This window comes from Corynebacterium hylobatis, assembly GCF_003955685.1.
Classification (GTDB): domain Bacteria; phylum Actinomycetota; class Actinomycetes; order Mycobacteriales; family Mycobacteriaceae; genus Corynebacterium; species Corynebacterium hylobatis.
Genome location: NZ_RXHJ01000004.1, coordinates 163,980 through 186,500 on the forward strand (window position 1 = coordinate 163,980; position 22,521 = coordinate 186,500).

At 67.4% G+C, this 22,521-nt stretch carries 25 protein-coding genes; 8 read left to right on the forward strand and 17 right to left on the reverse strand.

The window, feature by feature from the left end; genetic code table 11:
- Window positions 1-38: 38 nt before the first annotated feature.
- Entirely contained in the window at window positions 39-1,226 is a 1,188-nt protein-coding gene (locus tag EAH68_RS03960; protein ID WP_164546389.1) for an MFS transporter, read from the forward strand.
- Window positions 1,227-1,229: 3 nt separating this feature from the next.
- On the opposite strand, the gene EAH68_RS03965 is transcribed toward EAH68_RS03960, so the two are convergent.
- The gene (locus EAH68_RS03965; RefSeq protein WP_126120029.1) at window positions 1,230-2,756 is read right to left on the reverse strand and encodes a TM0106 family RecB-like putative nuclease; all 1,527 of its coding nucleotides are present in this window, start codon (window positions 2,754-2,756) and stop codon (window positions 1,230-1,232) included.
- A 78-nt stretch (window positions 2,757-2,834) separates the two neighbouring features.
- Between EAH68_RS03965 and EAH68_RS03970 the strand changes: the two genes are divergently transcribed.
- The 3 genes from EAH68_RS03970 to EAH68_RS03980 all read left to right on the forward strand — a co-directional run bounded on the left by EAH68_RS03970 (window position 2,835) and on the right by EAH68_RS03980 (window position 5,561).
- On the forward strand, window positions 2,835-3,470 hold the full coding sequence (locus EAH68_RS03970) for a DUF6474 family protein (protein WP_126120030.1): 636 nt from the start codon (window positions 2,835-2,837) through the stop codon (window positions 3,468-3,470).
- A 202-nt stretch (window positions 3,471-3,672) separates the two neighbouring features.
- Window positions 3,673-4,023 carry a histone-like nucleoid-structuring protein Lsr2 gene (locus tag EAH68_RS03975; protein WP_126120031.1) on the forward strand — a complete coding sequence of 117 codons (351 nt, stop codon included), beginning with the start codon at window positions 3,673-3,675 and terminating at the stop codon, window positions 4,021-4,023.
- A 227-nt stretch (window positions 4,024-4,250) separates the two neighbouring features.
- Complete coding sequence (locus EAH68_RS03980; protein ID WP_126120032.1) at window positions 4,251-5,561, forward strand: benzoate/H(+) symporter BenE family transporter; 1,311 nt, start codon at window positions 4,251-4,253, stop codon at window positions 5,559-5,561.
- Between the two features lie 17 nt (window positions 5,562-5,578).
- On the opposite strand, the gene EAH68_RS03985 is transcribed toward EAH68_RS03980, so the two are convergent.
- Together EAH68_RS03985 and EAH68_RS03990 are read right to left on the reverse strand one after the other, a co-directional pair.
- Window positions 5,579-6,217, reverse strand: coding sequence for a response regulator (locus tag EAH68_RS03985; protein WP_126120033.1), 639 nt, complete (start codon window positions 6,215-6,217; stop codon window positions 5,579-5,581).
- A gap of 6 nt (window positions 6,218-6,223) precedes the next feature.
- The gene (locus tag EAH68_RS03990) at window positions 6,224-7,516 is read right to left on the reverse strand and encodes a sensor histidine kinase (protein WP_126120034.1); all 1,293 of its coding nucleotides are present in this window, start codon (window positions 7,514-7,516) and stop codon (window positions 6,224-6,226) included.
- Between EAH68_RS03990 and EAH68_RS03995 the strand changes: the two genes are divergently transcribed.
- The gene (locus EAH68_RS03995) at window positions 7,515-8,123 is read left to right on the forward strand and encodes a DUF2020 domain-containing protein (protein ID WP_126120035.1); all 609 of its coding nucleotides are present in this window, start codon (window positions 7,515-7,517) and stop codon (window positions 8,121-8,123) included. The two genes, EAH68_RS03990 and EAH68_RS03995, sit on opposite strands and share 2 nt — an antisense overlap.
- Before the next feature lie 11 nt (window positions 8,124-8,134).
- On the opposite strand, the gene EAH68_RS14695 is transcribed toward EAH68_RS03995, so the two are convergent.
- Entirely contained in the window at window positions 8,135-8,287 is a 153-nt protein-coding gene (locus EAH68_RS14695) for a hypothetical protein (protein ID WP_164546390.1), read from the reverse strand.
- Entirely contained in the window at window positions 8,288-9,097 is an 810-nt protein-coding gene (locus EAH68_RS04000; protein ID WP_126120036.1) for a class E sortase, read from the reverse strand. It lies immediately after the preceding gene.
- An 89-nt stretch (window positions 9,098-9,186) separates the two neighbouring features.
- Here EAH68_RS04000 and yidC point away from each other — a divergent pair, with 89 nt between their 5' ends.
- Window positions 9,187-10,398 (forward strand): membrane protein insertase YidC, encoded by a 1,212-nt coding sequence (gene yidC / locus EAH68_RS04005; RefSeq protein ID WP_164546391.1) that lies wholly within the window; start codon window positions 9,187-9,189, stop codon window positions 10,396-10,398.
- Here yidC and EAH68_RS04010 read toward each other — a convergent pair.
- The 4 genes from EAH68_RS04010 to EAH68_RS14700 form a co-directional block, all read right to left on the reverse strand.
- Complete coding sequence (locus EAH68_RS04010) at window positions 10,325-10,957, reverse strand: TetR/AcrR family transcriptional regulator (RefSeq protein ID WP_126120038.1); 633 nt, start codon at window positions 10,955-10,957, stop codon at window positions 10,325-10,327. The two genes, yidC and EAH68_RS04010, sit on opposite strands and share 74 nt — an antisense overlap.
- Window positions 10,958-11,105: 148 nt before the next feature.
- The gene (locus EAH68_RS04015) at window positions 11,106-11,372 is read right to left on the reverse strand and encodes a GlsB/YeaQ/YmgE family stress response membrane protein (RefSeq protein WP_126120039.1); all 267 of its coding nucleotides are present in this window, start codon (window positions 11,370-11,372) and stop codon (window positions 11,106-11,108) included.
- Window positions 11,373-11,593: 221 nt separating this feature from the next.
- Window positions 11,594-12,490: a universal stress protein gene (locus EAH68_RS04020; RefSeq protein ID WP_126120040.1), complete on the reverse strand. Its 897-nt coding sequence runs from the start codon at window positions 12,488-12,490 to the stop codon at window positions 11,594-11,596.
- 166 nt (window positions 12,491-12,656) lie between these two features.
- Entirely contained in the window at window positions 12,657-12,803 is a 147-nt protein-coding gene (locus EAH68_RS14700) for a hypothetical protein (RefSeq protein WP_164546392.1), read from the reverse strand.
- On the opposite strand from EAH68_RS14700, the gene EAH68_RS04025 reads away from it, so the two are divergent.
- The gene (locus tag EAH68_RS04025) at window positions 12,802-13,803 is read left to right on the forward strand and encodes a pseudouridine synthase (protein WP_126120041.1); all 1,002 of its coding nucleotides are present in this window, start codon (window positions 12,802-12,804) and stop codon (window positions 13,801-13,803) included. The two genes, EAH68_RS14700 and EAH68_RS04025, sit on opposite strands and share 2 nt — an antisense overlap.
- 1 nt (window position 13,804) lies before the next feature.
- Here the strand turns inward: EAH68_RS04025 and EAH68_RS04030 are convergent, their stop codons facing one another.
- Genes EAH68_RS04030 through EAH68_RS04065 form a run of 8 tightly spaced genes read right to left on the reverse strand, consistent with a single transcriptional unit; the run spans window position 13,805 to window position 20,947 of the window.
- Window positions 13,805-14,287, reverse strand: coding sequence for a Na+/H+ antiporter subunit E (locus EAH68_RS04030; protein WP_126120042.1), 483 nt, complete (start codon window positions 14,285-14,287; stop codon window positions 13,805-13,807).
- Entirely contained in the window at window positions 14,284-15,987 is a 1,704-nt protein-coding gene (locus EAH68_RS04035) for a proton-conducting transporter transmembrane domain-containing protein (RefSeq protein WP_126120043.1), read from the reverse strand. The genes EAH68_RS04030 and EAH68_RS04035 overlap by 4 nt, the downstream gene beginning before the upstream one ends.
- The gene (locus EAH68_RS04040) at window positions 15,984-17,483 is read right to left on the reverse strand and encodes a complex I subunit 5 family protein (RefSeq protein ID WP_126120044.1); all 1,500 of its coding nucleotides are present in this window, start codon (window positions 17,481-17,483) and stop codon (window positions 15,984-15,986) included. Before EAH68_RS04040 ends, EAH68_RS04035 begins: the two co-directional genes overlap by 4 nt.
- Window positions 17,477-19,105: a complex I subunit 5 family protein gene (locus EAH68_RS04045; RefSeq protein ID WP_126120045.1), complete on the reverse strand. Its 1,629-nt coding sequence runs from the start codon at window positions 19,103-19,105 to the stop codon at window positions 17,477-17,479. The genes EAH68_RS04040 and EAH68_RS04045 overlap by 7 nt, the downstream gene beginning before the upstream one ends.
- Window positions 19,102-19,389 carry an NADH-quinone oxidoreductase subunit K gene (locus tag EAH68_RS04050; protein WP_126120046.1) on the reverse strand — a complete coding sequence of 96 codons (288 nt, stop codon included), beginning with the start codon at window positions 19,387-19,389 and terminating at the stop codon, window positions 19,102-19,104. Before EAH68_RS04050 ends, EAH68_RS04045 begins: the two co-directional genes overlap by 4 nt.
- On the reverse strand, window positions 19,386-20,363 hold the full coding sequence (locus EAH68_RS04055; protein WP_126120047.1) for an MnhB domain-containing protein: 978 nt from the start codon (window positions 20,361-20,363) through the stop codon (window positions 19,386-19,388). The genes EAH68_RS04050 and EAH68_RS04055 overlap by 4 nt, the downstream gene beginning before the upstream one ends.
- On the reverse strand, window positions 20,347-20,655 hold the full coding sequence (locus EAH68_RS04060) for a monovalent cation/H(+) antiporter subunit G (RefSeq protein ID WP_126120048.1): 309 nt from the start codon (window positions 20,653-20,655) through the stop codon (window positions 20,347-20,349). The genes EAH68_RS04055 and EAH68_RS04060 overlap by 17 nt, the downstream gene beginning before the upstream one ends.
- Window positions 20,645-20,947 carry a hypothetical protein gene (locus EAH68_RS04065; RefSeq protein ID WP_126120049.1) on the reverse strand — a complete coding sequence of 101 codons (303 nt, stop codon included), beginning with the start codon at window positions 20,945-20,947 and terminating at the stop codon, window positions 20,645-20,647. Before EAH68_RS04065 ends, EAH68_RS04060 begins: the two co-directional genes overlap by 11 nt.
- A gap of 187 nt (window positions 20,948-21,134) precedes the next feature.
- Between EAH68_RS04065 and EAH68_RS04070 the strand changes: the two genes are divergently transcribed.
- Window positions 21,135-22,343 carry an MFS transporter gene (locus tag EAH68_RS04070; RefSeq protein WP_164546393.1) on the forward strand — a complete coding sequence of 403 codons (1,209 nt, stop codon included), beginning with the start codon at window positions 21,135-21,137 and terminating at the stop codon, window positions 22,341-22,343.
- Window positions 22,344-22,521 lie beyond the last annotated feature (178 nt).

Genomic DNA, 22,521 nt, shown 5'->3' on the forward strand with positions numbered 1-22,521 from the left:
ATTTTACACATGATGACCAGTAGGACAGGATGATCACCATGACCACGCCCACCGGCCTGCGACGCGGCGACCGCGACTACAGGCGCGCAGTCCTCGCCCTGCTCGCCGCGGGCCTGGCCACCTTCAACACCCTCTACGCCACCCAGGCCCTGCTGCCCGTCCTGGTCGAGGACCTGGACATCACGCCCACAGAGGCGGCCCTGACCGTCTCCGCCGCCACCGGCCTGCTGGCGGTATGCGTGGTGCCGATGTCGATCCTCTCGGAACGCTTCGGCCGCGGCCGGGTCCTGGTGCTCTCCGCCATCACGGCCACCATTGTCGGCCTGCTCCTCCCCCTGGCCCCGAACGCCGCCGCCCTCATCGCCCTGCGGGCCCTGCAGGGCATCGCCGTTGCCGGCGTCCCGGCTGTGGCCATGACCTGGCTGGCCGAGGAGATCCATCCCCTCGATCTGGGCCGGGCCATGGGGATCTACATCGCCGGCACCACCGTCGGCGGACTGACCGGTCGTCTCATCCCGGCGGGGCTGCTTGAGATCACCGACTGGCGCATGGCGCTGCTGGCCAGCTCCACGGTGGCCCTGCTGACGGCCCTCCTCATGTGGTTCCTCCTGCCGGCGCAGCAGAACTTCACCCCGAAACACATCGGCCCCCGCACCGAGCTCGCCGCCATGCTCGGCCACCTGCGCAACCCCCGTCTGCTGGGACTGTTCATCATCGCCTTCGTGGGCATGGGGGTCTTTGTCTCGCTGTACAACTTCTTCGGCTTCCGCATGGTCGAGCACTTCGGCCTCTCCCCCGCCCTGGTGGGCGTGGTCTTCCTCATGTACCTGTCCGGCACGTGGAGTTCCACCCGGGCCGGCGCACTGGCCGAGAGATACGGCCGCAGCACCGTCCTCTCCGCCGGTGCTGCCCTCATGCTGGCCGGGCTGCTCGCCACCGCCGCCGACTGGCTGCCCGCGGCCCTGGCAGGCCTGTTCCTGTTCACGGCGGCCTTCTTCGCCATGCACTCCACCGCCTCCAGCTGGATCGGCCTGGCCGCCACCGACCACCGGGCGGAGGCCTCAAGCATGTACCTGTTCAGCTACTATGCGGGTTCCTCGTTGGTCGGTGGCGCCACAGGGCTGGTGTTCATGGCGCTGAGCTGGGCGGGCTTCGTGCTCGTCCTGGCGGTGGGCCTCCTCGTGGTGGTGGCGGTGGCGACCGTGCTCGGCCGCCGCACCTCCTGAGAACTAGCCGCCCAACCGGGGTACGCCCGGCGCGCCGGCCCGCAGCCAGTGGCGGACGGCGGCGGTGGCCCGGCAGTCATCCTCGTTGTAACGCAGGAGCTGGGCGCGGGCCTGCATCGCGGCCGCATCCGAACCCCGGGAGACGCGGCGGGCGTTGATGGACTCCTCACCGTCGAAATCCCCGTCCTCCCAGGTGTAGCCGGCCTCCGGGGCGACGACCTTCAGCCCCAGGCCGGAAGGGCCAGCCAGCTGGCTGCGCACCACCCGGAACACATCAACCCATTCGTCGCTGCTGATGAACTCCTGGATCTCCGCCTCGGCGGGCACCGTGACATCGCCGAAGACGCGGCCGGCGAAGCGCCGCGCGGACATCTTCAGCCAGTGGTTCTCCCCGTTATTGGACCAGCAGTAGGCGGCGAAGCTCTGCCCCTCTGCCCGGGCACGGGCCCGGCGGTCCATGAGCCAGTGCCAGAAGCGCGCGAAGTTCTCCGCCTCCCCGTCCCCACCGAGGGGCACCCAGGTGGCGAAGGGATGGTAGTCCTCCCCGTCGAAGGCACCCCACAGGTAGGCCCCCTGGTCAAGGTAGGCCTCCATGTCGACGTCGATCTCCACGTCCGTCGCAGGTGCCGTCACCGTGTCCACCCTGCGCAGCAGGACGGTGCCCGCGCGCCAGGCGGCGGCCAGTTCGCTGGCTTCCCCGAGCCCGGCGTCGATGAGTCCGGCGACCGTGTTGATGCCGCGTTCGCGGAAGTCCCGGGCCCGGTCACCGCGCAGGTACAGGGAGATGTCGTCGGCTGCCCGCAGGTCCGCCTCACACCGGGGCCAGAAGCGACAGGTGGCGCACTCCTTGACGTGGCGGGGGCCGATCGGCAGTTCCGTGGCCAGGGCGACGTCCAGCGCCGGCTGCAGGGGGGCCGTGGGCGCCAGGAAGGCCCGGGACCTGTCCTGCCCGATCGCCGCCCCCGTGCCGGAATCGAGGCCGATCTCCGCCAGTGCGCGGGCGGCGAAGGCCAGGCGGTAGCCGTCTGCGACGTGGTGGCGGAGCCGGAAGGGTGCCTGGACAGGTTCCCCCAGGCCGAGGCGGGCGGTGGCGATGACCGTGGCGGTGGAACGCTCGTCCGCCCGGGCGACACGGTGGTTGCTGATGACGACGGGCAGGTACGTGTCATCCGGGCGCCGCACAAGCAGGTCCACGTCGACCCGCCACGGGATGCCGTCGGAGTTGCCCGTGAACACGGCCCCCGTGATCAGGTCCGCCCGGGCAGCCAGCGCTTCCAGGGTGGCCAGCTCTACGGAGAAGGTGTCCTCCTCAAGCTGGAGCGGGGGAATGTCGGTGCGGAGGAAACGACGCCTGTCCCCCAGCGCCGGGCCGACGGGCAGCCGGGCGTGGACGGCGGCGCGGGCGGCGTCGGAACGCGCCTTGCGCATCGCGGCCGCGCGGGTGCGGGGAATCTCCGGGTGAACCTGCCGCTGGACCTGCCGGTAACGGCAACCCACCAGATCAGCGGCGCTAACGTGCTGGGCAATCACAATGGCGTGAGCATAACCCACCCCCGCAGGTAATGTTGAAACAGACCATTCACTCCGGAAGTTAAGGGCCTCAGAGACATGGGCATTTTCGAAGCCATCCGTAAGAGCCGAGCCAGGACGAAGGCAGAGGTGCAGGCTGCGAAAGTCCGCGCCAAGCATGAAGCGAAGGAAGAGGCGAAGTTGCAGCTCAAGCGCGAGAGGCTGCTGCACAAATTTGAGAAGGATCTTCTCAAGGATGAGAAGAAGGGACTGAAGGCCAAGCGTCGCCATGAGGAGAAGATGGCGGACAACACGCTCAAACAGCTGCGTGCCGGTCGGCTCAATACCGATACCTTCAAGCGTTATTCGGGCCTGGCCAGGGTGGCATTGCCGGTGATGCTGCCATTGATCTACCGCGCCATCACCGCCGGGCGGGAACAGTATGTCGATGCCAGGGCGCGTCGGGTGGGTGTCTCTGCCGATCAGCTCGCACGATACTCCGGCCATGGGGCTGACCTGAAGGCGCGTATTGACGGCGTGCGGAGCAACCTCAGCCAACAGCAGCTCCCGCCCGGTTTCGTGGTGGATGTCCGGGAGCGACTCGCGGAACTGGATACCGCAGCAGATAATGCCGAATTCATGACACCGGAACAGCGCCGGCGGGCGCATTCCACCATCTCCCGCGATATTGATGCGGTGGCAGGGGAAATTCAGGAGCGGCTTCACCGCGGTTGAATTGCCGCGGACTAATGTAATTCACCACACCGTCGAATTGTTACTGGAGTGAGCAATTCGACGGTTTCTCCATTTCCCCTTTCATTTCCCTGTGAATCATCAGGACCGATAGTGACTAAGGGGGATATTCGGTCTAGCATGAGAGATACTTGAGAAATTGCCGATTAAGTAACTGATCCCCCACATAAAGGATAAATCCATCATGGCACGCCGCAACATCACCCAGTATTACGATGACCTTGATAACACCCCTCTCGAGGACGATGAAGTGAACGAGATCCGTTTCAGCGTCGACGGAAGTCATTACCTCATCGATCTCTCCGAGGAGAATGCCGCCGCATTCCGCGCGGCGCTGGAGCCGTGGATCGCCGCTGCCCAGACCGCCCCGGCCCCCACCACCACGCAGCGCAGCAGCAGCCGCCAGAGCGCCTCCTCCGCGAAGCGCTCCCGGGCCGTCCGCGAGTGGGCCCGCCGGGAAGGACACGACGTTTCCGACCGCGGCAAGATTCCCGCCCGGATCATGGACCTCTACAACGCAGCGCACGCGCAGTAGCTGCACCTCCCGTAGGGCGCGTGGCCGGACACCAGTCCGGCGACGCGCCTTCACTGCTTCCCGCCCCCGGCGGCGTTCGGTGGGGGTACTTGTGTACGCTATGCGAACTATTTGTGGGCGGCCTGAACTGGGCCGATCCTGCAGAAGCCCACCCCCGGGCACCTCCACCGGACAGTGAGGGGGTAGAGCCCTGGCCGGGAAACGTGTCACATGCCACACTGTCGCCCATGGCTCTGTCACCTCTGCTCGCAATCGAGAGACCGCATCTACCCCGCCCCACGCTCCGGGAGATCGCCCGCGACCTCGGCCCGCAGGAGATCGGCAACGGACTGGTGGCCCTGATCTTCTCCGCCTCCGGCCCCATCGCCGTCATCCTGGCCGCCGCAGCCGCCGGCAACCTGGACCCGGGGCAGACCTCCTCCTGGATTTTCGGCGCCTTCCTGGGTAACGGCCTGCTCACCCTCCTGCTGACCTGGCTCTACCGCAGCCCCCAGGCCTATTTCTGGACCATCCCCGGTACCGTCCTCGCCGGCGATGCCCTCACCCACCTCAGCTTCGGGGAGGTGATCGGTGCCTACCTGGCCACCGGTGTCCTGGTCTTTCTCCTGGGCTGGACCGGACTCATCGGACGGATCATGGCGGTGCTCCCACCGACGATCGTCATGGCGATGGTGGCGGGCATCTTCCTGCGCTTCGGCCTGGATCTGATCGGGGCTGCCGTCGATGATCCCTTCATCGCCCTGCCCATGATCATCATCTTCATCGCCCTGAGCATCAATGCCCGGGTGGCCGCAGTCGCTCCGCCCGTGGCGGTGGCCGCGGTCGTGGGCACGGTCGTCGCCATCATCGCCGGACGACTCGGCACCGGTATCCTCGATGACGGCCTCATCGCCACTCCGGTGGTGACCAGCCCGGAATTCTCCCTGGCCGCCATGATTGAGCTGGTCCTCCCGCTGGCCATCACCGTCGTCATCGTCCAGAACGGCCAGGGCGTGGCAGTGCTGCGGGCGGCCGGCCACCGACCGGGCGTGAACCTCGCCGCAGCCGCCAGCGGTCTGGTGTCCATCCCCATGGCCTTCATCGGCAACATCACCACCTGCCTGACCGGGCCGACGAACGCGCTCATCGTCGCGGGCCCGCGCAAGGAACGCCATTATGCGGCCGCGATGGTCACCGCACTCGGCGCAATCGCGGTGGGTCTGTTCTCCCCCGCATTCGTGGGCTTCATGCTCGCCATGCCGGTGTCCTTCATCGCCGCACTGGCCGGCATCGCCATGCTCACGCCGCTGAAGAACGCCTTCGTCGCCGGTTTCTCCGGGGCCTTCTCCACCGGTGCACTGGTGTGCTTCCTGGTGACGGTCTCCGAGATCACCCTGCTCGGCATCACCGCCCCGTTCTGGGGCATCGTCTTCGGCTGCCTCGTGGCCTGGCTGCTGGACCCGCGACCGGCACGGGAGAAGAAGTCAGAGACCACCGCCGAGGACACGGAGCGCAGTTCAACGGAGACTGAGCAGACACACGCCCCCGTGCGGTCCTGAAAGCCCGGCGCGGACTGCTAGAGCACACCCTGTTCACGGGCGGCAGCCACCGCCGAGGTACGGGAACGGACACCGAGCTTGTCGTAGATGTGCACGAGGTGGGATTTCACCGTCGCCTCGGAGAGCATGAGTTCGTGCCCGATCTCCCGGTTAGAGGAACCGGCGGCCACCAGGGTGAGCACCTCCAGTTCCCGGGGTGTCAGGGAGGTGCGCGGGGTGCGCACCCGGGTCATCAGCCGGTCGGCGACCACCGGGGACAGGGCGGAGTCACCCTCTGCGGCGGAGCGCACGGCGGCGAGCAGTTCGGCTGGTGGGGCGTCCTTGAGCATGTAGCCGACGGCCCCGGCCTCGATCGCCCCGAGAATATCGGCATCGGTGTCGTAGTTGGTCACCACCAGCACCTTCGGTGGAGTGCTCATGGACTCCTTGATCCGGGCGGTGGCCTCCGCACCGGTGGTCACCCGCGTGCCCTCGACACCGGGGCCGAAGCGCAGGTCCATGAGGATGACGTCGATGCCGCCAGCCTGGGCTGCGGCGATCGCCGCATCAGCGGTGGCCACCTCACCGACGACCTCGATGTCCTCGGCCTCCTCCAGGACGGCACGCAGCCCCATACGGACGATCTGATGATCATCTGCCAACAGCACTCGGATCATGGCGATTCAGATCCCTTCCCGCTCAGATTCTTCACACTGGGTTTCCTCGAGTTTAACCCCACCCCCAGTTTCCGCCGGTAGGGGGATTGCCACGGAAACCGCCGTGCCGTAGCCGGGGGTGGATTCCACCTCCAGGCTCCCACCCTGTTCAGCGGCCCTGCGTCGCATCGCGTCGAGCCCGATGTGGCCGAGGCCGGAGGGCCGTCCGGCGACCTCGGAGGGGTCGAAGCCACGGCCGTTGTCCACGACGTCGAGACGCACCTCGTCCGGTTCGTAGGTCACCGTCACGCGGCAGCGGCTCGCACCCGCATGCTTGGCCACGTTCCCGACCGCCCCCTGCGCGATCCGCAGCAGAGCGGCCTCAGTGCGCATGGGCAGCTGCCGGCCATTGCCCTCCACGCTGACCTCGATGTTGAGCTCCCCCGCGGCAGCGAAGCCGGCGGCGATCCGACCCAGGGCATTCTCCAGCGAAGTCTCGGAGAGCGAGGCCGGTTGGAGGGCGGCGATCATCGCCCGGGCCTCGCCGAGGTTGTCCTTCGCGGTGGTGCGGGCAAGCTCGATAAACCGGGTGGGGCCCGCCAGCTGCCGTTCATCCAGCCCGAGATTGAGCAGATCTCGTTCCGCGGAGTGCAGCAGCATCTGGATGCTGGACAGCCCCTGTGCGACGGTGTCGTGGATCTCGTGGGCCAGCCGCTGGCGTTCCTCGGCGACACCGGCGGCGCGTTCCGTCTCCGCGAGCTGGGTGCGGGTGGCCATGAGCTGGTCGATGAGCTCCTCCCGTTCCCGGCTGATGCGCACCAGGGTGCGGAAGGCGTAGTGGATGGCCAGGACGACGGCCGCCGAGACCGCCGGTCCCATGACACCACCGACGGTGAGCCCCGTGGGGAACTGGATGAGCACGGAGGAGGTGGTCGCCGCCAACACCGCCACCACACCACGGACATCATCCATGACCCGCAGATACAGGAAGAGCAGGGGAAACAGCAGGTAGATGCTCACCGGGGAGATCGCCATGGCCAGTACCCACAGCAGCGTCAGGCTGGCCAGCCACGCCAGACCTGTGCCCTCCCGCCACTCCGGCTGCATCGCGGAGCCGTAGAAGTAGAGGACCGCGAAGCCGGAGCAGAGCAGCAGGTTGAGCGCCGCCTCACCGAAGGGCAGGTTCACCGAGCCTGCCAGGGCAGCGATGAGCAGGACGGTGGTGAGGATGTGGACACCGTCGGTCAGGGCATCCTCATCCGGTGCCCGGGTGCGCCGGAGCTTATCCACGCCTTCCTGGGGATCTAAGCTGGTCTCCATGCGTCTGAGCCTACCGAGCGTTTCCGTTGTCCCCGCCGTCGCTGCCGTCACTGCCCTCACTGCCGCGCTGCTCACCGGTTGCTCGCCCACCACCGGGGAACCTTCGGCCACACCGGAGACCGCGGTGGAGACGGAGGCCGCCGGCACCGTCACTGATTCGGGTCTGCCCCATGACGCGATGCCGGAGATCCCCGGCGGACGGGAGAGCCAGGACGAATGTCCGTACCTGGACACCACCTGGGTCTCCGACACCAACGGCCAGCGCACCCTGGGCGTCGGGGTGGACCCGCGCTTCGACACACCGGCCTGTGTCTTCTGGTCCTACCCCGAGGAGCCGCACCTGACAGTCATCGTCCGGGACATGCCGGACGTGGATTCCGCGATCGCTGTCGTCGACTGGGCCGCCCCCATCGACACCACCGAGCCCGCGGAGGATCCGGAGGGCTGGTCCGGTGGGCGGGCCGGCGCAGGCATGGTGCCCGGGCACAACGGGGCCCTCTACGCGGTGCAGAAGGAGGACCGGGCGGTCGTCGTGTTCAGCAACCAGGACCAGTCACTCAAGGCGGAGCTGGTGGCCCACGAGGTCATTGACCGGTTGAGCCTGTGATCAGCCTCTGATCAGACCGCCACGTCGTTGTAGGGCATCAAGGTGGACACCCAGGGGAAGATGACCTCCATGAGCAGCAGAAACACCGCGCTCAGGAGGACCAGCAACAGGACCAGCTTCACCGGCCACGGGCCCGGCAGTGCGCGCCACAACGGTCCGTACATCTAGATCTCCTCCAGTTCTGCCGGGCGTTCGCCGGCGATCTTCGGGGTCGACTCGACCTCCATGGCATGGATGATCATGCGCTCCGCATTCGAGAACTGCGGATGACAGGTGGTCAGGGTGATCATGCCTTCCAGCTCCGGGGTGACCGCAGCCCACTGGCCCGGCACCGGGTTGATCACCTCGATGGCACCCGGCAGCGTGATGTGCCGGCCCTGGACCGCGGCATACTCACCGGTGGTGACCCGCTCGACCTGCTCCGGGCCCAGACAGCCCTCGGCCTCGGACCGGCGCACCTCCCCCTGCGCGTCAATGGGCAGCACCCGGTAGGTGACCCACGCGGACTGCGTCTCCACGACAATCGCATCGCACACCTCCAGGTTGCCCAGGTCATTGAAAGGGGCCCCCTTGCCCACGCGGTGGCCAGCGACGGCGAAGTTGCCGGCCTGGCCGGGCAGCTGGGAATCGACATAACGTCCCGGCCCGGCCAGCAGATCAGCGTCATCGGTGCCCTCAACGATGGCGAACTGGAAATCCGAGCCGAAAGCGGGGATGTACATGCGGGCGAATGCCTCACCGAGCTCCGGGGTCAGACGCTGACGCGGGTTCACCCGTTCAGAGTTCTCCGTCTCCCCCCAGGCGTCCTCCAGCGCGCTGGCCTTCTCATCCTGGAGACGGCCCGCGGCGATATTGGTCCAGTAGGACTCGTAGAAGGCGAAGAGCAGGATGACCACACCCATCGTGAGCAGCAGTTCACCGAGGATCTGGGTGACGCTGAAGCTGCGTCGAGTGGGGCGTCTGCGGTTGGCCATGCGGGAAAAACTCCTGGAAACGCTAAGATCAACTGGGCCGAATCAGTCTAGCTTGATCGCACGTCTCCCGAAGGTTGGTGGCTCCCACCGTGCTTGAACCGTTCATCTACCCGGTCTCCGGTGTCCTGAAACTGTGGCACATCCTGATGCACTCGGTGTTCGGGATGGATGATTCGACAGCGTGGGTGGTCTCCATCTTCGGCCTGGTGCTCACCGTCCGGCTCCTGCTCATCCCCGCTTTCTGGACGCAGGCCAAGTCCGTGCGCACCGGTGTGGCGATGCGCCCCGAACAGGCTGCCCTCGCCGAGGAATATGCCACCCGGACTGACCGGGAGTCCGTCGCCGAATTCGAGCGGAAATCGAAGGAGCTGCGGGAGCGCTACAACTACAGCATTGCGGCGGGCTGCATCCCCACACTCATCCAGATCCCGGTCTTTCTGGGGCTCTACCAGGTGCTGCTGCGTATGGCCCGGCCATCCTCAGGGAGCACCGATATTGCTCCTGATGCCCGGATCGGTTTCCTCAACTCCGAGGAGATCCGCACCTTCCTGGGCGCCTCCATCAACGGAATTCCCCTCCCAGCGTACATCTCCATGCCCGCGGAGGCTCTCGCCCGCCTGGGCACCACCCGCGAGGAAGTCCGTGACTTTCTCCTGCCGGTGATCATTGCAGTGGTCATCTTCACCGTCGGCAATATGCTCGCTGCACTGATGCGAAATGCGAAAACCCTGGACTGGGATTCGAAGGCCGCACGAGGTTCGAGCCGGTTCCTCGTGATCATGACCCTGTTCATCCCGGTACTGCTGATAACTCTGGCTTTCACCGCTCCCCTGCCGGTGGCCATCATCCTCTACTGGTTCGCCAACAACCTGTGGACCCTGGTCCAGTCGCTCATCCTCTACCCGCTCGTGAATCGGAGGATCCCACTGCACGAGTCCTTCGAGGAGTTCTCCCGCGAGCGTCGCGAAGCCGCCCGGGCGGAGGACCGGGAGAAGCGACGGATCAGGTGGGACGTGCGGCGTCGAAAAGCACTCGGTGCCCTGCAGCCCTGGAAGATCCCCGGGATCCGGCGGGAACTGGTCGCGGAGAAGACCGCCCGCAAGGAGGCCGCCACCGCCGAGAAGGCGGAGCAGAAGGCCATCAGAAAGGCGAAGCGGGCAGCCTCCTCCGCACTGCACAAGGAGCGGCTGGCCCGGCGCCGGGAGGAGCGGACCGCCCGTAAACAGGTTAGATCGAATAATCCGCCGGCGGAGCCGACAGCATCTGACGCGCCAGATCCCGCGCGGTCCGCAGAGGACTGACGTCCCGCACGAAGCGGGCGCCGGCCAGGCCGCCGTCGAGGAAAATGAGCAGCTGGTTGGCCTGCGTGGCCGAGGGGTAGCCGTTCTTCGCGGTGAGCAGGTCCGTCATCGTCTGGTGCATCCAGGTGCGGTGCTCACGGCAGGCGGCGACAATACCGTGCTCCGACTCGGTCTCCGGACGCGGGTACTCGTTGGAGGCGTTCTGGAAGTGGGAACCCCGGAACTCCTTGTCCGGCTCATCGGCGATGGAGAGATCGAAGAAGGCGAGGATCTTGTCCTCCGCATCGGTCATCTCCTTCGTGTACCCCGCCCACCGGGCCCGGTACTCCTCGTCGAGGTTCTCCAGGTAGGCGATGACGAGCGCATCCTTCGAACCGAAGAGGGAGTACAGGGAAGCCTTGGCAACGTCCGCCTCCCGCAGGATGCGGTCGATGCCGATGACCCGGATGCCCTCCGTGGTGAACAGGTTGGTGGCGGAATCCAGCAGACGCTGCCGCGGACTCGGACGGTTGCGACGGCGGGTGCTCGTCGTCTTCTTCCTCACGGTTCCTGCGGCCACTGACGTACCCGATCCTTCCTGGAGTGGTTGTTCTGGTTTCCTACCTAATATAGACAAACCGGTACGTCTTTTAACAGTCCCCCGTGGACACCCACGAAAAAACCCGCCCCTGGAAGGGCGGGTTGAGTTGTTTCGGACGGGGTGGGAATCAGCTGCGGCGACTGGTGACCGCGTTGACGATGGTCAGCAGGATCACCGCGCCGAGCAGACAGGTCAGGAAGCTGAAGATGATGCCGGCGCCCTCCACATCAACGCCGAAGAGGCTGAGCAGCCAGCCGCCCAGCAGGCCGCCGATCACACCTACGACGACGTTGAGGATGACGCCCTGTTGCGCGTCCGTGCCCTTGATCTTGGAGGCGATCCAACCGGCGATACCGCCGATGATGATCCAGCCCAGGATTCCGAGTCCAAGCATTGTGTTCTCCTTAAATCTCACTGGTGAATTTCAGATGCTCTTATTAGGGACCGTCGCCCAGCGCGGACCGGGCAACCGCCCATATATCCAGTGTGTCAGGGGATGGAATGCTTTGCACTCCCGCAAGGCGACTGTGACCGGATCGTTGCAGCAACGCAGAACCGCCCTGCACCGGACCAAGTGGTGCAGGGCGGCGGGACCGCAGCGGTCTTCTCCTGTGCTTAGACAGCCTCGGGGCGGACCACCATCATCGGGCAGGGGGCGGACTGGAGCAGAGCCCGGGAGGTGGAGCCCAGGAGCATGCCCTTGAAGCCGCCGCGACCATGTGAACCAACGACCAGCAGCTGCGCACCCTCGGAGTTCTCCACCAGGGCGCGGACCGGGCGGTCGCGGGTGATGACCTTGCGGACCTCCACATCCGGGTAGCGCTCCACCATCGGGGCGAGACGCTCAGTGAGCATGTCGATCTGCTCCTGCTCGACAATCTCCCACTGCTGCTGCGCGGCGGACAGGCCGGCCAGGGAGGCCTGGACCTGCATGTCCATCCAGGTGTGGACAGCGACGAGCTCGGCACCACGGGCATCAGCCTCGGCGAAGGCGATCTCGGTGGCCTTGGCGGAGACGTCGGAACCGTCGACACCGATGACGACGGGGCCGTACTTGGTGGCCTCCTCGAGCTGGTTGTCCTCACGGACCACGACGACCGGGCAGGTGGCGTGGGAGACGACAGCGGCAGAGACCGAACCCATCACCATGCCGGACAGTCCGCCGAGCCCGCGGGAACCCATGACGATCATCGTGACGTCCTGGGCCATGTCCAGCAGCATGTCGATGGGCGAACCCTCGGCGATGGTGTGGCCGATCTTGATCTCCGGGGCGACCTCATGGGCGATGGCGCGGGCCTCGTCGATCTTCTCCATGGTCTCGGCCTGCAGATCATCGAAGAGCTCCTGCGGCGGGACCATGCCTTCCGCGTAGAGGAACTGCGGCATCGTGTAGGAGGAGGCCAGTCGCAGCGGAATCCCCCGCTTATTCGCGGTGTTGGCGGCCCATCGGACCGCATTATGGGAGGCCGGGGAGCCGTCAACTGCTACAACGACGATATCTTCCTGGGGCATCTCGTTAGCCTTTCCTTATTTCTGTGTACGGATCTGGTTTACCGTTCACCTTCGATTGTAGCCGCTGGATGACATGTTCAAAGGAGTTGTTACAACCAGTTCCGGGGGAAAGACCGCAGACAGGACAGGCTGGTTCCGCCCGCTTTCAGACAGCCGCGGGAAGGATCTAGCGCGGAGTCTCGACCGGGATCGCCGGATCGGAGTTCGCCGGGTACAGCAGGTTGTAGAGGATCCTGCCGATGTCGGCCAGGAACGAGCCGATACCCTCGGAGGAGAAGTTGGTGGCCTGGTTGAGGAGAGCGTCAAAGTCCATGAACGACAGATTAGTACAACCGCCCCGCCGGCAGCGATCACCGTTGCCGGTCCGTGACGGACTGACCGCCACCCGGGCACGCCTCCCGGAGGATGCAGCCGCCATGACCGCGGGTGAGTTCGTCGGCCACCTCATCACCACCCAGCGCCGCCGGCATCCGCTCGATGACGCCGCGGCCCTGCAGGCGCGTTTCGACGCCGGCGAGGTCGTCGACCGCCGCGGCCACCCCTTCTCCTTTTCCTCCCCTGTCGCTCCCGGCGAGGACGTCTTCTTCTACCGCACGCCCGCGCCGGAGGAACCCGTCCCCTACGACATCGACATCCTCCACCGCGACGATGATCTCCTGGTGGCCGACAAGCCGCCTTTCCTGGCGACCATGCCGCGGGGCAAGCACATCACGGAGACCCTCACCGTACGGCTGCGCCGTTCCCTCGATCTCCCTGACCTCGTGCCCGCCCACCGCCTGGACCGGTTCACCTCCGGGGTGATCCTGTGCACCCTGCGCCCGGAAATCCGCGGTGCCTACCAGCGGCTGTTCGCCGAACGCCGGGTGGAGAAGACCTACGAGGCCATCGCCGACCATGAGCCTTCCCTCTTCCCGGGCACGGTGTGGCGCTCCCGGATGGAGAAGATCCCCGGTGAGATCCAGGGCCGCATCATCGACGGTGAACCCAACGCCATCACCCTGCTTGCCGACGTCACGCCCCTCAACCCCGCCGAACAGCGCGAGCTCGAGGCCGTACACGGCCCTCTGCCGCCGCAGGCGCGCTACATCCTGCACCCGGAGACCGGCCGGACCCACCAGCTCCGGCTGCACATGTGGGCCGCAGGCGTACCCATCCTGGGCGACAACATCTACCCGCGCATCCACACCGAGGAAGAGGAGGACATGAGCCGGCCCCTCCACCTCATCTCCACCGGGCTGTCCTTCGAGGATCCGCTCACTGGCGAGCCCCGGGAGTTCACCGTCCCCCGCCGGCTCTTCCACGGCCGCCGCTGACTCATCCAGGCCCCGGGTCCGGTCCGAAGGCCCGGGCGACCCGGTCCTGCAGGTCCGCCCACTGCTGCACCGGTTCCAGCTCCAGGGAGAGGGTGTGCAGTTCCACCTCCTCCCCGCGCACCCGCTGCACCATCGTGCCGGGCATGAGGTTCATCAGCAGCATCGCCAGTTCCCGGCCGTGCCCGGGCGGCAGGCGCAGGCGGGCCCGGACCACCACCGGTTCAATGTCCGGGGTGGGACGCACGGCCCGGCGCGCCACATCAATGCCGCCCGCCACCGCCTTGTACAGGAACCAGCCGGCGAGCACCGCCGCCCCCCGGATGCGGAACATCCTGCCCGGAGGGACGAGACGCAGGCTCAGCGTGGTGGCGGCCCCCACGCTGACCAGCCCGTAGAGGGCGTAGGCGGGTTCCCAGGAGGACATGGCCTCCCAGACCACCGCGAGGGCGAGCACCCGCAGGACCACAGCGACCACCCACTTCATGGTGACCAGCCCCCCGCGAACAGCAGGACCAGCAGCAGCACTGCGAGCAGCACCAGGACCGCCATCCCCGTCGGCGTCCACAGCCGGGTCCGGGTCTCCATGAACGCGACACCATCCCGGACCAGGCCGGCACTCCGGGACCAGCCCCTGCCCCAGGCCCGGGCCACCTGTGCCGTCCCCGTGTACACCCGGGCCAGGCCCGCGCCGCCGGAGCTGCGCAGGAGACCGGCTGCCGTCTCCAGGGGCACCACGATATCCCCGGGTGGAACTGCCGGGACCCGGCCCACCAGCCATGTCAGGGGTGCGGCCAGGAGTAGCGCCAGGAGAACAGGCCAGGTGGAATCCCACAGGGTGGCGGCATCCCAGGTCGGTGGCTGCAACTCCAGCCAGCCCGTGCCGATCCACCAGGGCAGCCCCGTCCCCAGCAGGCAGAGCAGCAGCCAGGCCCCGAACAGACCGTCCACCTTCTCCGTGGCGCGTTCCCCGCGCCACAGCACCCGGGCCAGACGCAGGAGCAGCAGCGTGGAACCGGTGGCCACCAGGGGCAGGAGTCCGGCCAGGGCGGGGAGATCCGCCACGGCATATTTCGCGTCGTACTTTGCAAAGGCCCCTGAGGTCCACGGCGCGCCCGCCAGTGACAGGCCCGCCCAGGCCATGCCCAGCAACACAGGTATCCCGGTGACACCCCGGCCGTGGCGGCGCACCACCGGAACCCCGAGGAAGAGTGCACCCTTGGCCAGGCCGTGGTGCACGGCGTAGAGGACAACCGCAGTAGTCGTTGCACCGCTGCTGCTGGGCATCAGCAGACCCGCCGCGAGCACTGCGCTGATGAAGCCGAGCTGCGAGATCGTGGAGTAGGCGAGGATGACCTTGGGGTCGTCCTGCATCAGCCCCACCCCGACGGCGAGGAAGGCCCCGGCGAGCGCCAGGAGCAGCAGCAACCGGGCGATATCCGCGCTGTCGCCGGCGGGCAGGAAGCGCAGCCAGCCGACGATGCCGACCTTGACCATCACGCCGGAGAGCACCGCCGAGGCCGCAGGCGGGGCGGCCGGATGTGCCAGCGGGAGCCACAGGTGCAGTGGTGCCAGGCCGGCCTTGACGCCGAAGCCGATGAGCAGCAGCGCACTGATGAGGGCGGAGCGGTCGGAGGCGGCGATGGCGGCGGGGGCGTCGGCAAGCAGGGCGCCGCCAGCGTCCACGGTGAGCAGGAGCCCGCCGAGCAGAGCGGTCTCGCTGAGCACCGTCATGACCAGATAGATCACGGTCGCCCGGTGCGCCTGCGGCGTGCGGTGGTGGATGACCAGGCCGGCAGCGGAGAAACTCAGCACCGCGAAGGAGAGGTAGAAGGCGACCGTGTCGGCCGCGAGGTAGGCGCCGACGGTGCCCAGGTAGGTGGCCAGCAGGAATGCCGCCAGCGTCGGTTCCGGCCCCCGGCGCCAGGTCACGGCGGCCAGTGCCGCACCGTAGAGCGCGGCGGCGATCAGCACCAGGGGCCGCGCCACCGCATCCATCCGGAAGACCGTCCCGAACAGCAGCCACGGCACCTCCAGCTCCGCGGTCGGGGTGGTCAGCGTCAGCACAACGGCAGGCAGCACTGCCGCGGGGGACAGGACCGCCGCGGATCTCCTTAACCACGCCCACGGCACCGCGGCCCCAACCATGACCAGCAGAGGTGCCAGCAGGCTGAGCGGGAGCATCATTCAAACACCCCCGCCGCGATCTGCCCGGCGATGTCCAACGGGAGAAAGGGGACCGAGGCGGCAGCACCGAACACGACCACCATGGCGGTCGTACTCAGGGTGGGCACGAGCAGAGAGGCCGGCTCCGCGGCGCGTCCATCAGCCTCCGGCTCCCGGAACCACAGGCGGTAGACCACCGGCAGGAAATACAGGGCATTGAGCAGCGAGGAGGCCAGCAGCACCCCCACCACCCAGGGATGGGCCGAATCCAGGGCGCCGAGGCCCAGCTGCCACTTGGAGATGAAGCCCGCCGTGGGCGGCAGGCCGATCATGCCGAAGGCGGCGACGGTGAAGGCCACCGAGGTCCCCGGCATCCGCCGCCCCAGCCCGTCGAGCTGATCGATGCGTTTGGCCCCCAGACTCTCCGCGAAGAGTCCCGCGCAGAAGAACAGGGTGATCTTCATGATGCCCTGATGCACCAGATGGACGATCCCACCCGTGGCACCACCCAACGTGGCCAGGGCGATACCCAGGGTGACGTAGCTGACCTGGGAGACCGTGGAGTAGGCCAGGCGCCGCTTGAGGTCCCGCTGGCGCAGGGCCTGCCAGGAGCCGTAGAGGATGGTGAAACCGGCCACCAGCAGCAGTGGGGTGAGCACCCCGAGCTCCACGGTCACCTGGACACCGTAGACGTCGTCGATGACGCGGACGATGCCGAAGACACCCGCCTTGACCACGGCCACCGCATGCAGCAGCGCCGAGACCGGGGCGGGGGCCACCATCGCGGTGGGCAGCCAGCCGTGGAGGGGGAAGAGCGCCGCCTTCACCCCGAGCCCACCGATGAGCACCGCGAAGATAACCGCGGCGATCCCCGGTGAATGGGCTGCCAGCTCAGCCACACCGGCGGCACCACCGGCGGCGAAGTCGACGGGCCCGGCGTAGATGGTCAGCCAGACCACTCCGGTGAGCAGGGCCAGCCCGCCCGCCAGGGTATAGCGCAGGTACAGGCGGGCGGCGCGCAGGGACTCCGGGTTCCCCCAGTGCGCCAGCAGCGGGTAGGTCACCACGGTGAGCATCTCGTAGAAGACCAGGAAGGTGAGCAGGTTACCGGCGAAGGAGATGCCCACCGTGGCAGTGACGCAGAGACTGAAGAAACCGAAGAAGCGGCTCCGGTGCCTCGTCCCGCGGAGATAGCCGATAGCGTAGACCGTGGTGAGCAGCCACAGGATGGACGAGAGTGCAGCGAAGAATACCGAGAGCTGGTCCACCCGCAGGACCAGGTCACTGCCGGGCAGGAAGGGTAGAGAGAACTCCGGCCGCAGGTCCGCATCCACCACCGCGGGGATGAGCAGGATGACGAGTGCGACCTTGAGCACCGCCGCCCCGAGGTTGACCGTCGAACGCAGCCGGACCCGATCCTCGGCCATGGGGAAGATCAGCACCGCCGCCAGCAACGAGAGCAGCAGCATCACGACCGGGATCCAGGACACCACGTCCCCGGGAAGCAGATTCACCATGGGGCACCCACCTCCAGCAGGTCGACGACCCAGGCCCCGCTGAAACCCGTCACCAGCGTGAGTAGACCGAGCGCCAGGGGTGGGAGGAGGACCACGACCGGCAGGCTGGACTGGCGGCGTTCCGGCGGGTTGAGCAGGTGCCCGTCGTCCTCCGCCTCGATGAGCAGGGGTGCCATCATGCGCAGCAGGTAGGCGGCGGACAGCAGCGTGGCCAGGACAATCACGCCCACGATCCAGTACTGCCCCGACGCGATCGCCGAGGTGGACAGCAGCCACTTCCCGGAGAACGACAGGGAGATGGGAAGTCCGGCCAGCCCGATGGCGGACATACCCATCGCCAGGACCAGGCCGGCGTGGTTGCGCCCCACGCCGCGGAGCTGATCCAGTTCGTCGGTGCCGTAGATCTCCTTGAGGTAGCCCGCCGCGAGGAAGAGCGTGGCCTTGGCCACCCCGTGGCCGAGGACCAGGCAGAGCGTGCCACCGAAGGCCCCGGCGATGACGACATCCTCACCGAGGGTGGTCACCGGCAGTTCCTCGAGGCGGCCGGATTCCGGATTGAGCAGGACAGGGAAGAAGAGGAACCAGTAGCCGACCTGCGCCACCGTGGAATAGGCCACCAGCGGCTTGAGCCGGGACTGGCGCAGAGCCATCACCGCCCCGAAGACGATGGCCAGCGTGCCCAACCCGGCCAGCGTCCAGGACAGCCAGGCCAGGGTGGTGGCAATGGCCGGGGCGGCGACCGCCTCGGGTGCCCCGACGTTCGTGCTCATGCCGGGGGCGACGAGCCACAGCCAGCAGCGCAGCAGCACGAACAGGGAGGCCTTGATCACCAGGGCCGACAACAACGGGGAGACCGCCGTGGGGGAACCGGCGTGCGCCGGGATGAGCCAGCCGTGCAGCGGAACCAGCGCCACCTTGAGCGAGAGCCCCACGGTCAGCAGGATCAGGGCGGTGACCACCACGGCATGATTGTCCGGGGTGGCGGCGATGACCAGGGCGGCCTGGTTGATGTCCAGGGTGCCCGTCACAGAAACGACCAGCCCCACCGCGATGAGGAAGAGGAGGGAGCCCAGCACCGCGATGAAGAGGTAGCGCAGGGCGGCCTCCCAGGACCTGGTCCGGCCCAGGGCGACCAGTCCGACCGCCGTGAGTCCGACCATCTCCAGACCGACGTAGGTGTTGAAGAGATCCCCGGCCACGAAGACGGCGTTGAGGCCCGACCAGCAGCCCAGCCACAGCGGCCAGAAGGCCGGGTGGGCGGGCTGCCAACGGAGGGTCCCCGGCTGTGTGCCGGCCACCATGTGGCGCCCCGTCGATGCCGGGAAGGCGGCCGCGAAAACGGTGACCAACCCACCGACCACCGCCGTCAGGAGGAGCAGCAGAACCGAGAAGCCGTCGGCCCGCAGGTGGATGCCCAGCGGGGCGGAGTGGCCGCCGAGGCTCAGCTCCACCACCTGTCCACCCTGCACCACCCACAGGACCGGCAGTGTGAGAACCGCACCGGACAGGGCAGCCAGCAGACCGGGCCAATGACGGACGGCGGGTGGTAGCGCTGCGGTGAGCACCGCGGCGGACAGGGGCACCAGCACAAGGGCACCGAGACTGATCTGGGCGGGGCTCACGGGTGCTCATCCTCCTCATGGACGCCCTCGATGCGGCGGATCAGTACCGCGCCCACCCCGGTGAAGGCCACCGTGATCACCAGACCCGTGATGACCAGGGCGGTGAGCACCGGGTCCGCCGGCTCCTGCCGGGCCGCCAGGGCGATGAGGAGGAGCAGGGCGCCCGAACCCAGGACGTTCATCGCCACGAGCCGGGCCACCCGGTCCCGGACGAGGAGGAAACGGGTCAGACCGACGGCGATGAGTCCGACCGCGACCATCAGGTACCACTGGGTGATGCTCATCCCCGCCCCTCCCTGCTGCTGATGCGGTGGCCGGGATTCTCCAGCGCGAGATAGAGCGCGTAGAGGGCCACGGTGATGCCCACAGTGAGGAAGACCTCGATAATGAAGATAACCATGAACTGCCGCCCCTCCGGCCAGGTCAGCCAGGGGTCACCGGCCAGCGGGCCGAACAGTCCCATGCCCAGGAAGACCACCACCCCGATGATCATCAGGGGGACCAGCAGGCGGTGGAGCATCCGGAGATCCACCCCGGCCAGCCGCAGCAGGATGAGCAGACCCGCCAGAACCGAACCGGACTGGAAGGCCCCGCCGGGCCCGGAGCTGCCGGCGAAGAGCAGCCACAGCCCGAGCATCAGGAACACCGGCGCGGCGACCCGGAGGAACCAGAGGGCGATCGAGGGCAACGGCACCGGCTGCCGCCCCTCCCGTGGCCGGTCCGTGCCCACCGCGAGGACGATGATCCCCGCGAACAGCAGCACCGCGGACTCCAGGAGGGTGTCGTAGGCGCGGAAATCCAGCAGCACGGCAGTGATCTCATGCTCCACACCGGTGGCCTGCATACCCGCGGTGAGGCTTCCGGTCCAGGCCGGGGTGGTCTGCCGCGTGCGCAGGATCACCGAGCCGAGGACCACCGCCAGCACCGTCCCCGTCACCAGTCCCGTGAGTATCCGGATCCGGCGGGGCACCGTCGGGGGCGGCTCGTCCACCGGTTGTGTGGCTGCCCCGGGCCGGGCCACGGCCAACCACACCAGGACACCAGAGAGCACCCCACCGCCCAGAGCCGCCTCCGCCAGCGCCACGTCAACGACCCCCAACCGCAACCACACGATGCTCAGCACTGCGCCCAGGCTGAGGTAGGCGCCGACCTGGGTCCGGCGGGAGCCGTCAGCGGCGATGAGGATGACGGTGCCCGCCAGAAAGACGGTGAGGACAATGTCGACGGCCCCCACGGTCGCCTCAGAGTGTCCGGCCATGCTCAGCGTCCCCTTCCAGGGTCTCGGCCTCGGCCCCGGCCAGGGCCTGTGCGGAGATCGAGGAGGCCCCCAGGGCCAGCAGCCACACCAGGAGCAGGCCGACACCCGTCGCGAGGCTGCCCACATACACCGCCGCCCCCAGGAGCAGCAGTCCCAGACCCAGGTTGTCTGCCTTGGTCAGGGCGTGGAGCTGGCTCCGGACATCCGGGAAGCGGATGAGACCGATCGTCCCGGCGGTGAAGAAGATGAGTCCGCAGCTCATCAGCACGGCGGCGAGCACATCAGAGAGCATCCCGCTCACCTACCCCGGACCTCTGCGTTTCCGCGCGGCGGGCGAACACGGCCACCGCGACCAGGGCGCTCACGGATGCCAGCGCGGTGAAGACGAGGGCGACATCGACGCTGTGTTCATCCGGTTCCACAAAAAGCAGGCCGGCCATGACGGCCAACGCGGCACCGGTCGTGCTCGAGAGCAGCAGCACAAGCAGCCAGCTGCCCCGCCTCGCCCGACGCAGGACGAGAACCACCGCGGCGAGGAAATTCACGGCGAGGACGGCGAAGGCCGCCAGCAGGAAATACTGCACTCGAAGTCATCCTCCCTCCTTTACGCTGGTGGCGTGGGACTGCCGAGCCGGTACATCGTCGTCTTGCTTCTCCGCCATGCTACGTGAGTTCACCGCCCCGAAAAGGCGCCCGCCGGTGCTTATCGACGCCCCCTCCCACCATCTCATTCCGTCTTCCCGGGGGAGGGCGCGCAGGAAGGAAGAAACCGTGACAGATCACCGTGCAACGCAGGAGGGTGCCACCCGGTGGGGGATGCTCGGCCTGGCGTGGCTGCTCTACTTCGGCTTCGCCGTCACCGCTGCCTCCCTGGTACCGATCATCACCCCCGTCCGCGCCGACCTCGGCCTGAGCTACAGCCAGGTGGGCATCATCCTGGGGACCTGGCAGCTGGTCTATATCGGTGCTGCTCTGCCCGTCGGCTCGTTGATCGACCGCTACGGGGCCAAACCATGCCTGTTCATCGGCATGCTGCTCATCGCCGCCTCCGCGGCCGCTCGCGGCCTGGCAGTCGACTTCTGGACCCTGGTTCTCGCCGTGGCCCTGCTCGGCCTGGGTGGGCCGGTGATCTCCATCGGCCTGCCCAAGCTCATCGCCCAGTGGTTCACCGACCATCACCGCGCCACCGCCTCCGGTATCTACGTCACCGGCTCCCAGGTCGGCAACGTCGCGGTACTCTCCCTGAGCAATATCGTCGTCCTCCCGCTGGTCGGACATGACTGGCGTCACGCCATGTTCACCTTCGGCGCCCTGGGGCTGACCATCGCGGTGGCCTGGCTCCTCCTGGGTCGCGACGCCTCCTCCACAGAGCGAATGGAATCGGGTGACCTCGGGATCCTGGCCGGTATCCGCCGAGTGGTGCGTGTCAAGGGGGTCTGGCCCGTGATGATCATCGGGATGTCCGGGTTCATCGCCAGCCACGGTTTCCGCAACTGGCTACCCCAGATCCTCGAATCCAAAGGAGCGGATGCCGACGCCGCCGGTGTTCTCGCCGGAGCCGCAGCGGTCGCCGGGATCGCAGGCTCAGTCATTGTCATGCGCCTGGTCCAGCGGGTGACACGGTCGGCGATGGCGCAGATCCTGCTCGCCGTCGCCGGGGTGACGTTGGCCGCGATCCCGTTCCTGGACGGGCCAGTGCTGGTGGGGGTCCTGACCGTGGAGTCGTTTGCCGCGGCCGCCCTGATGCCGCTGATGATGAACACCCTGATGGAGATGCCGCAGATCGGCCCGGCCCTGATGGGGGCGGCCGGCGGCCTGTATTTTTCGATCGGGGAGATCGGTGGTTTCCTCGGTCCCGCCCTCATCGGTCTGCTGGCGGATCTCACCGGGGACTTCGCCGTCGGTGTTCTTCTGGTCGCCGGCATCATGCTGGTGATGGTCATTCCAGCCCGGAGACTGCAGACCGATGAGCCGCTCTGAGAGCATGGCGTCCATCTCAACCAGCAGTCAGATCTGGTCAGCAGACATGTCCCGTGCGCAGCTGCGCACCGTCCCACGCAGCAGGCGGACAATCGGTCAGCCTTCCGCGTACCTCACACCGCCTCAATACTGACTCCACGGCTTCAGGTAGTTTCAGAATGCCTCCGGAGGTACCACA

What these genes read in the sequence shown, in the direction of transcription:
- EAH68_RS03960 (WP_164546389.1), top strand. Translation starts at nt 39, where the DNA reads ATGACCACGCCCACCGGCCTGCGACGCGGCGACCGCGACTACAGGCGC.
- EAH68_RS14695 (WP_164546390.1), bottom strand. Translation starts at nt 8,287, where the DNA reads ATGTACGGACCGTTGTGGCGCGCACTGCCGGGCCCGTGGCCGGTGAAG.
- EAH68_RS04055 (WP_126120047.1), bottom strand. Translation starts at nt 20,363, where the DNA reads ATGGCCGGACACTCTGAGGCGACCGTGGGGGCCGTCGACATTGTCCTC.
- EAH68_RS04030 (WP_126120042.1), bottom strand. Translation starts at nt 14,287, where the DNA reads ATGAAGTGGGTGGTCGCTGTGGTCCTGCGGGTGCTCGCCCTCGCGGTG.
- EAH68_RS04040 (WP_126120044.1), bottom strand. Translation starts at nt 17,483, where the DNA reads ATGGTGAATCTGCTTCCCGGGGACGTGGTGTCCTGGATCCCGGTCGTG.
- EAH68_RS14700 (WP_164546392.1), bottom strand. Translation starts at nt 12,803, where the DNA reads ATGGACTTTGACGCTCTCCTCAACCAGGCCACCAACTTCTCCTCCGAG.
- EAH68_RS03990 (WP_126120034.1), bottom strand. Translation starts at nt 7,516, where the DNA reads ATGGAGACCAGCTTAGATCCCCAGGAAGGCGTGGATAAGCTCCGGCGC.
- EAH68_RS04020 (WP_126120040.1), bottom strand. Translation starts at nt 12,490, where the DNA reads ATGCCCCAGGAAGATATCGTCGTTGTAGCAGTTGACGGCTCCCCGGCC.
- EAH68_RS03995 (WP_126120035.1), top strand. Translation starts at nt 7,515, where the DNA reads ATGCGTCTGAGCCTACCGAGCGTTTCCGTTGTCCCCGCCGTCGCTGCC.
- EAH68_RS04015 (WP_126120039.1), bottom strand. Translation starts at nt 11,372, where the DNA reads ATGCTTGGACTCGGAATCCTGGGCTGGATCATCATCGGCGGTATCGCC.
- EAH68_RS04000 (WP_126120036.1), bottom strand. Translation starts at nt 9,097, where the DNA reads ATGGCCAACCGCAGACGCCCCACTCGACGCAGCTTCAGCGTCACCCAG.
- EAH68_RS03980 (WP_126120032.1), top strand. Translation starts at nt 4,251, where the DNA reads ATGGCTCTGTCACCTCTGCTCGCAATCGAGAGACCGCATCTACCCCGC.
- EAH68_RS04060 (WP_126120048.1), bottom strand. Translation starts at nt 20,655, where the DNA reads ATGCTCTCTGATGTGCTCGCCGCCGTGCTGATGAGCTGCGGACTCATC.
- EAH68_RS04035 (WP_126120043.1), bottom strand. Translation starts at nt 15,987, where the DNA reads ATGATGCTCCCGCTCAGCCTGCTGGCACCTCTGCTGGTCATGGTTGGG.
- EAH68_RS03975 (WP_126120031.1), top strand. Translation starts at nt 3,673, where the DNA reads ATGGCACGCCGCAACATCACCCAGTATTACGATGACCTTGATAACACC.
- EAH68_RS04025 (WP_126120041.1), top strand. Translation starts at nt 12,802, where the DNA reads ATGAACGACAGATTAGTACAACCGCCCCGCCGGCAGCGATCACCGTTG.
- EAH68_RS03970 (WP_126120030.1), top strand. Translation starts at nt 2,835, where the DNA reads ATGGGCATTTTCGAAGCCATCCGTAAGAGCCGAGCCAGGACGAAGGCA.
- EAH68_RS04050 (WP_126120046.1), bottom strand. Translation starts at nt 19,389, where the DNA reads ATGAGCATCACCCAGTGGTACCTGATGGTCGCGGTCGGACTCATCGCC.
- EAH68_RS03985 (WP_126120033.1), bottom strand. Translation starts at nt 6,217, where the DNA reads ATGATCCGAGTGCTGTTGGCAGATGATCATCAGATCGTCCGTATGGGG.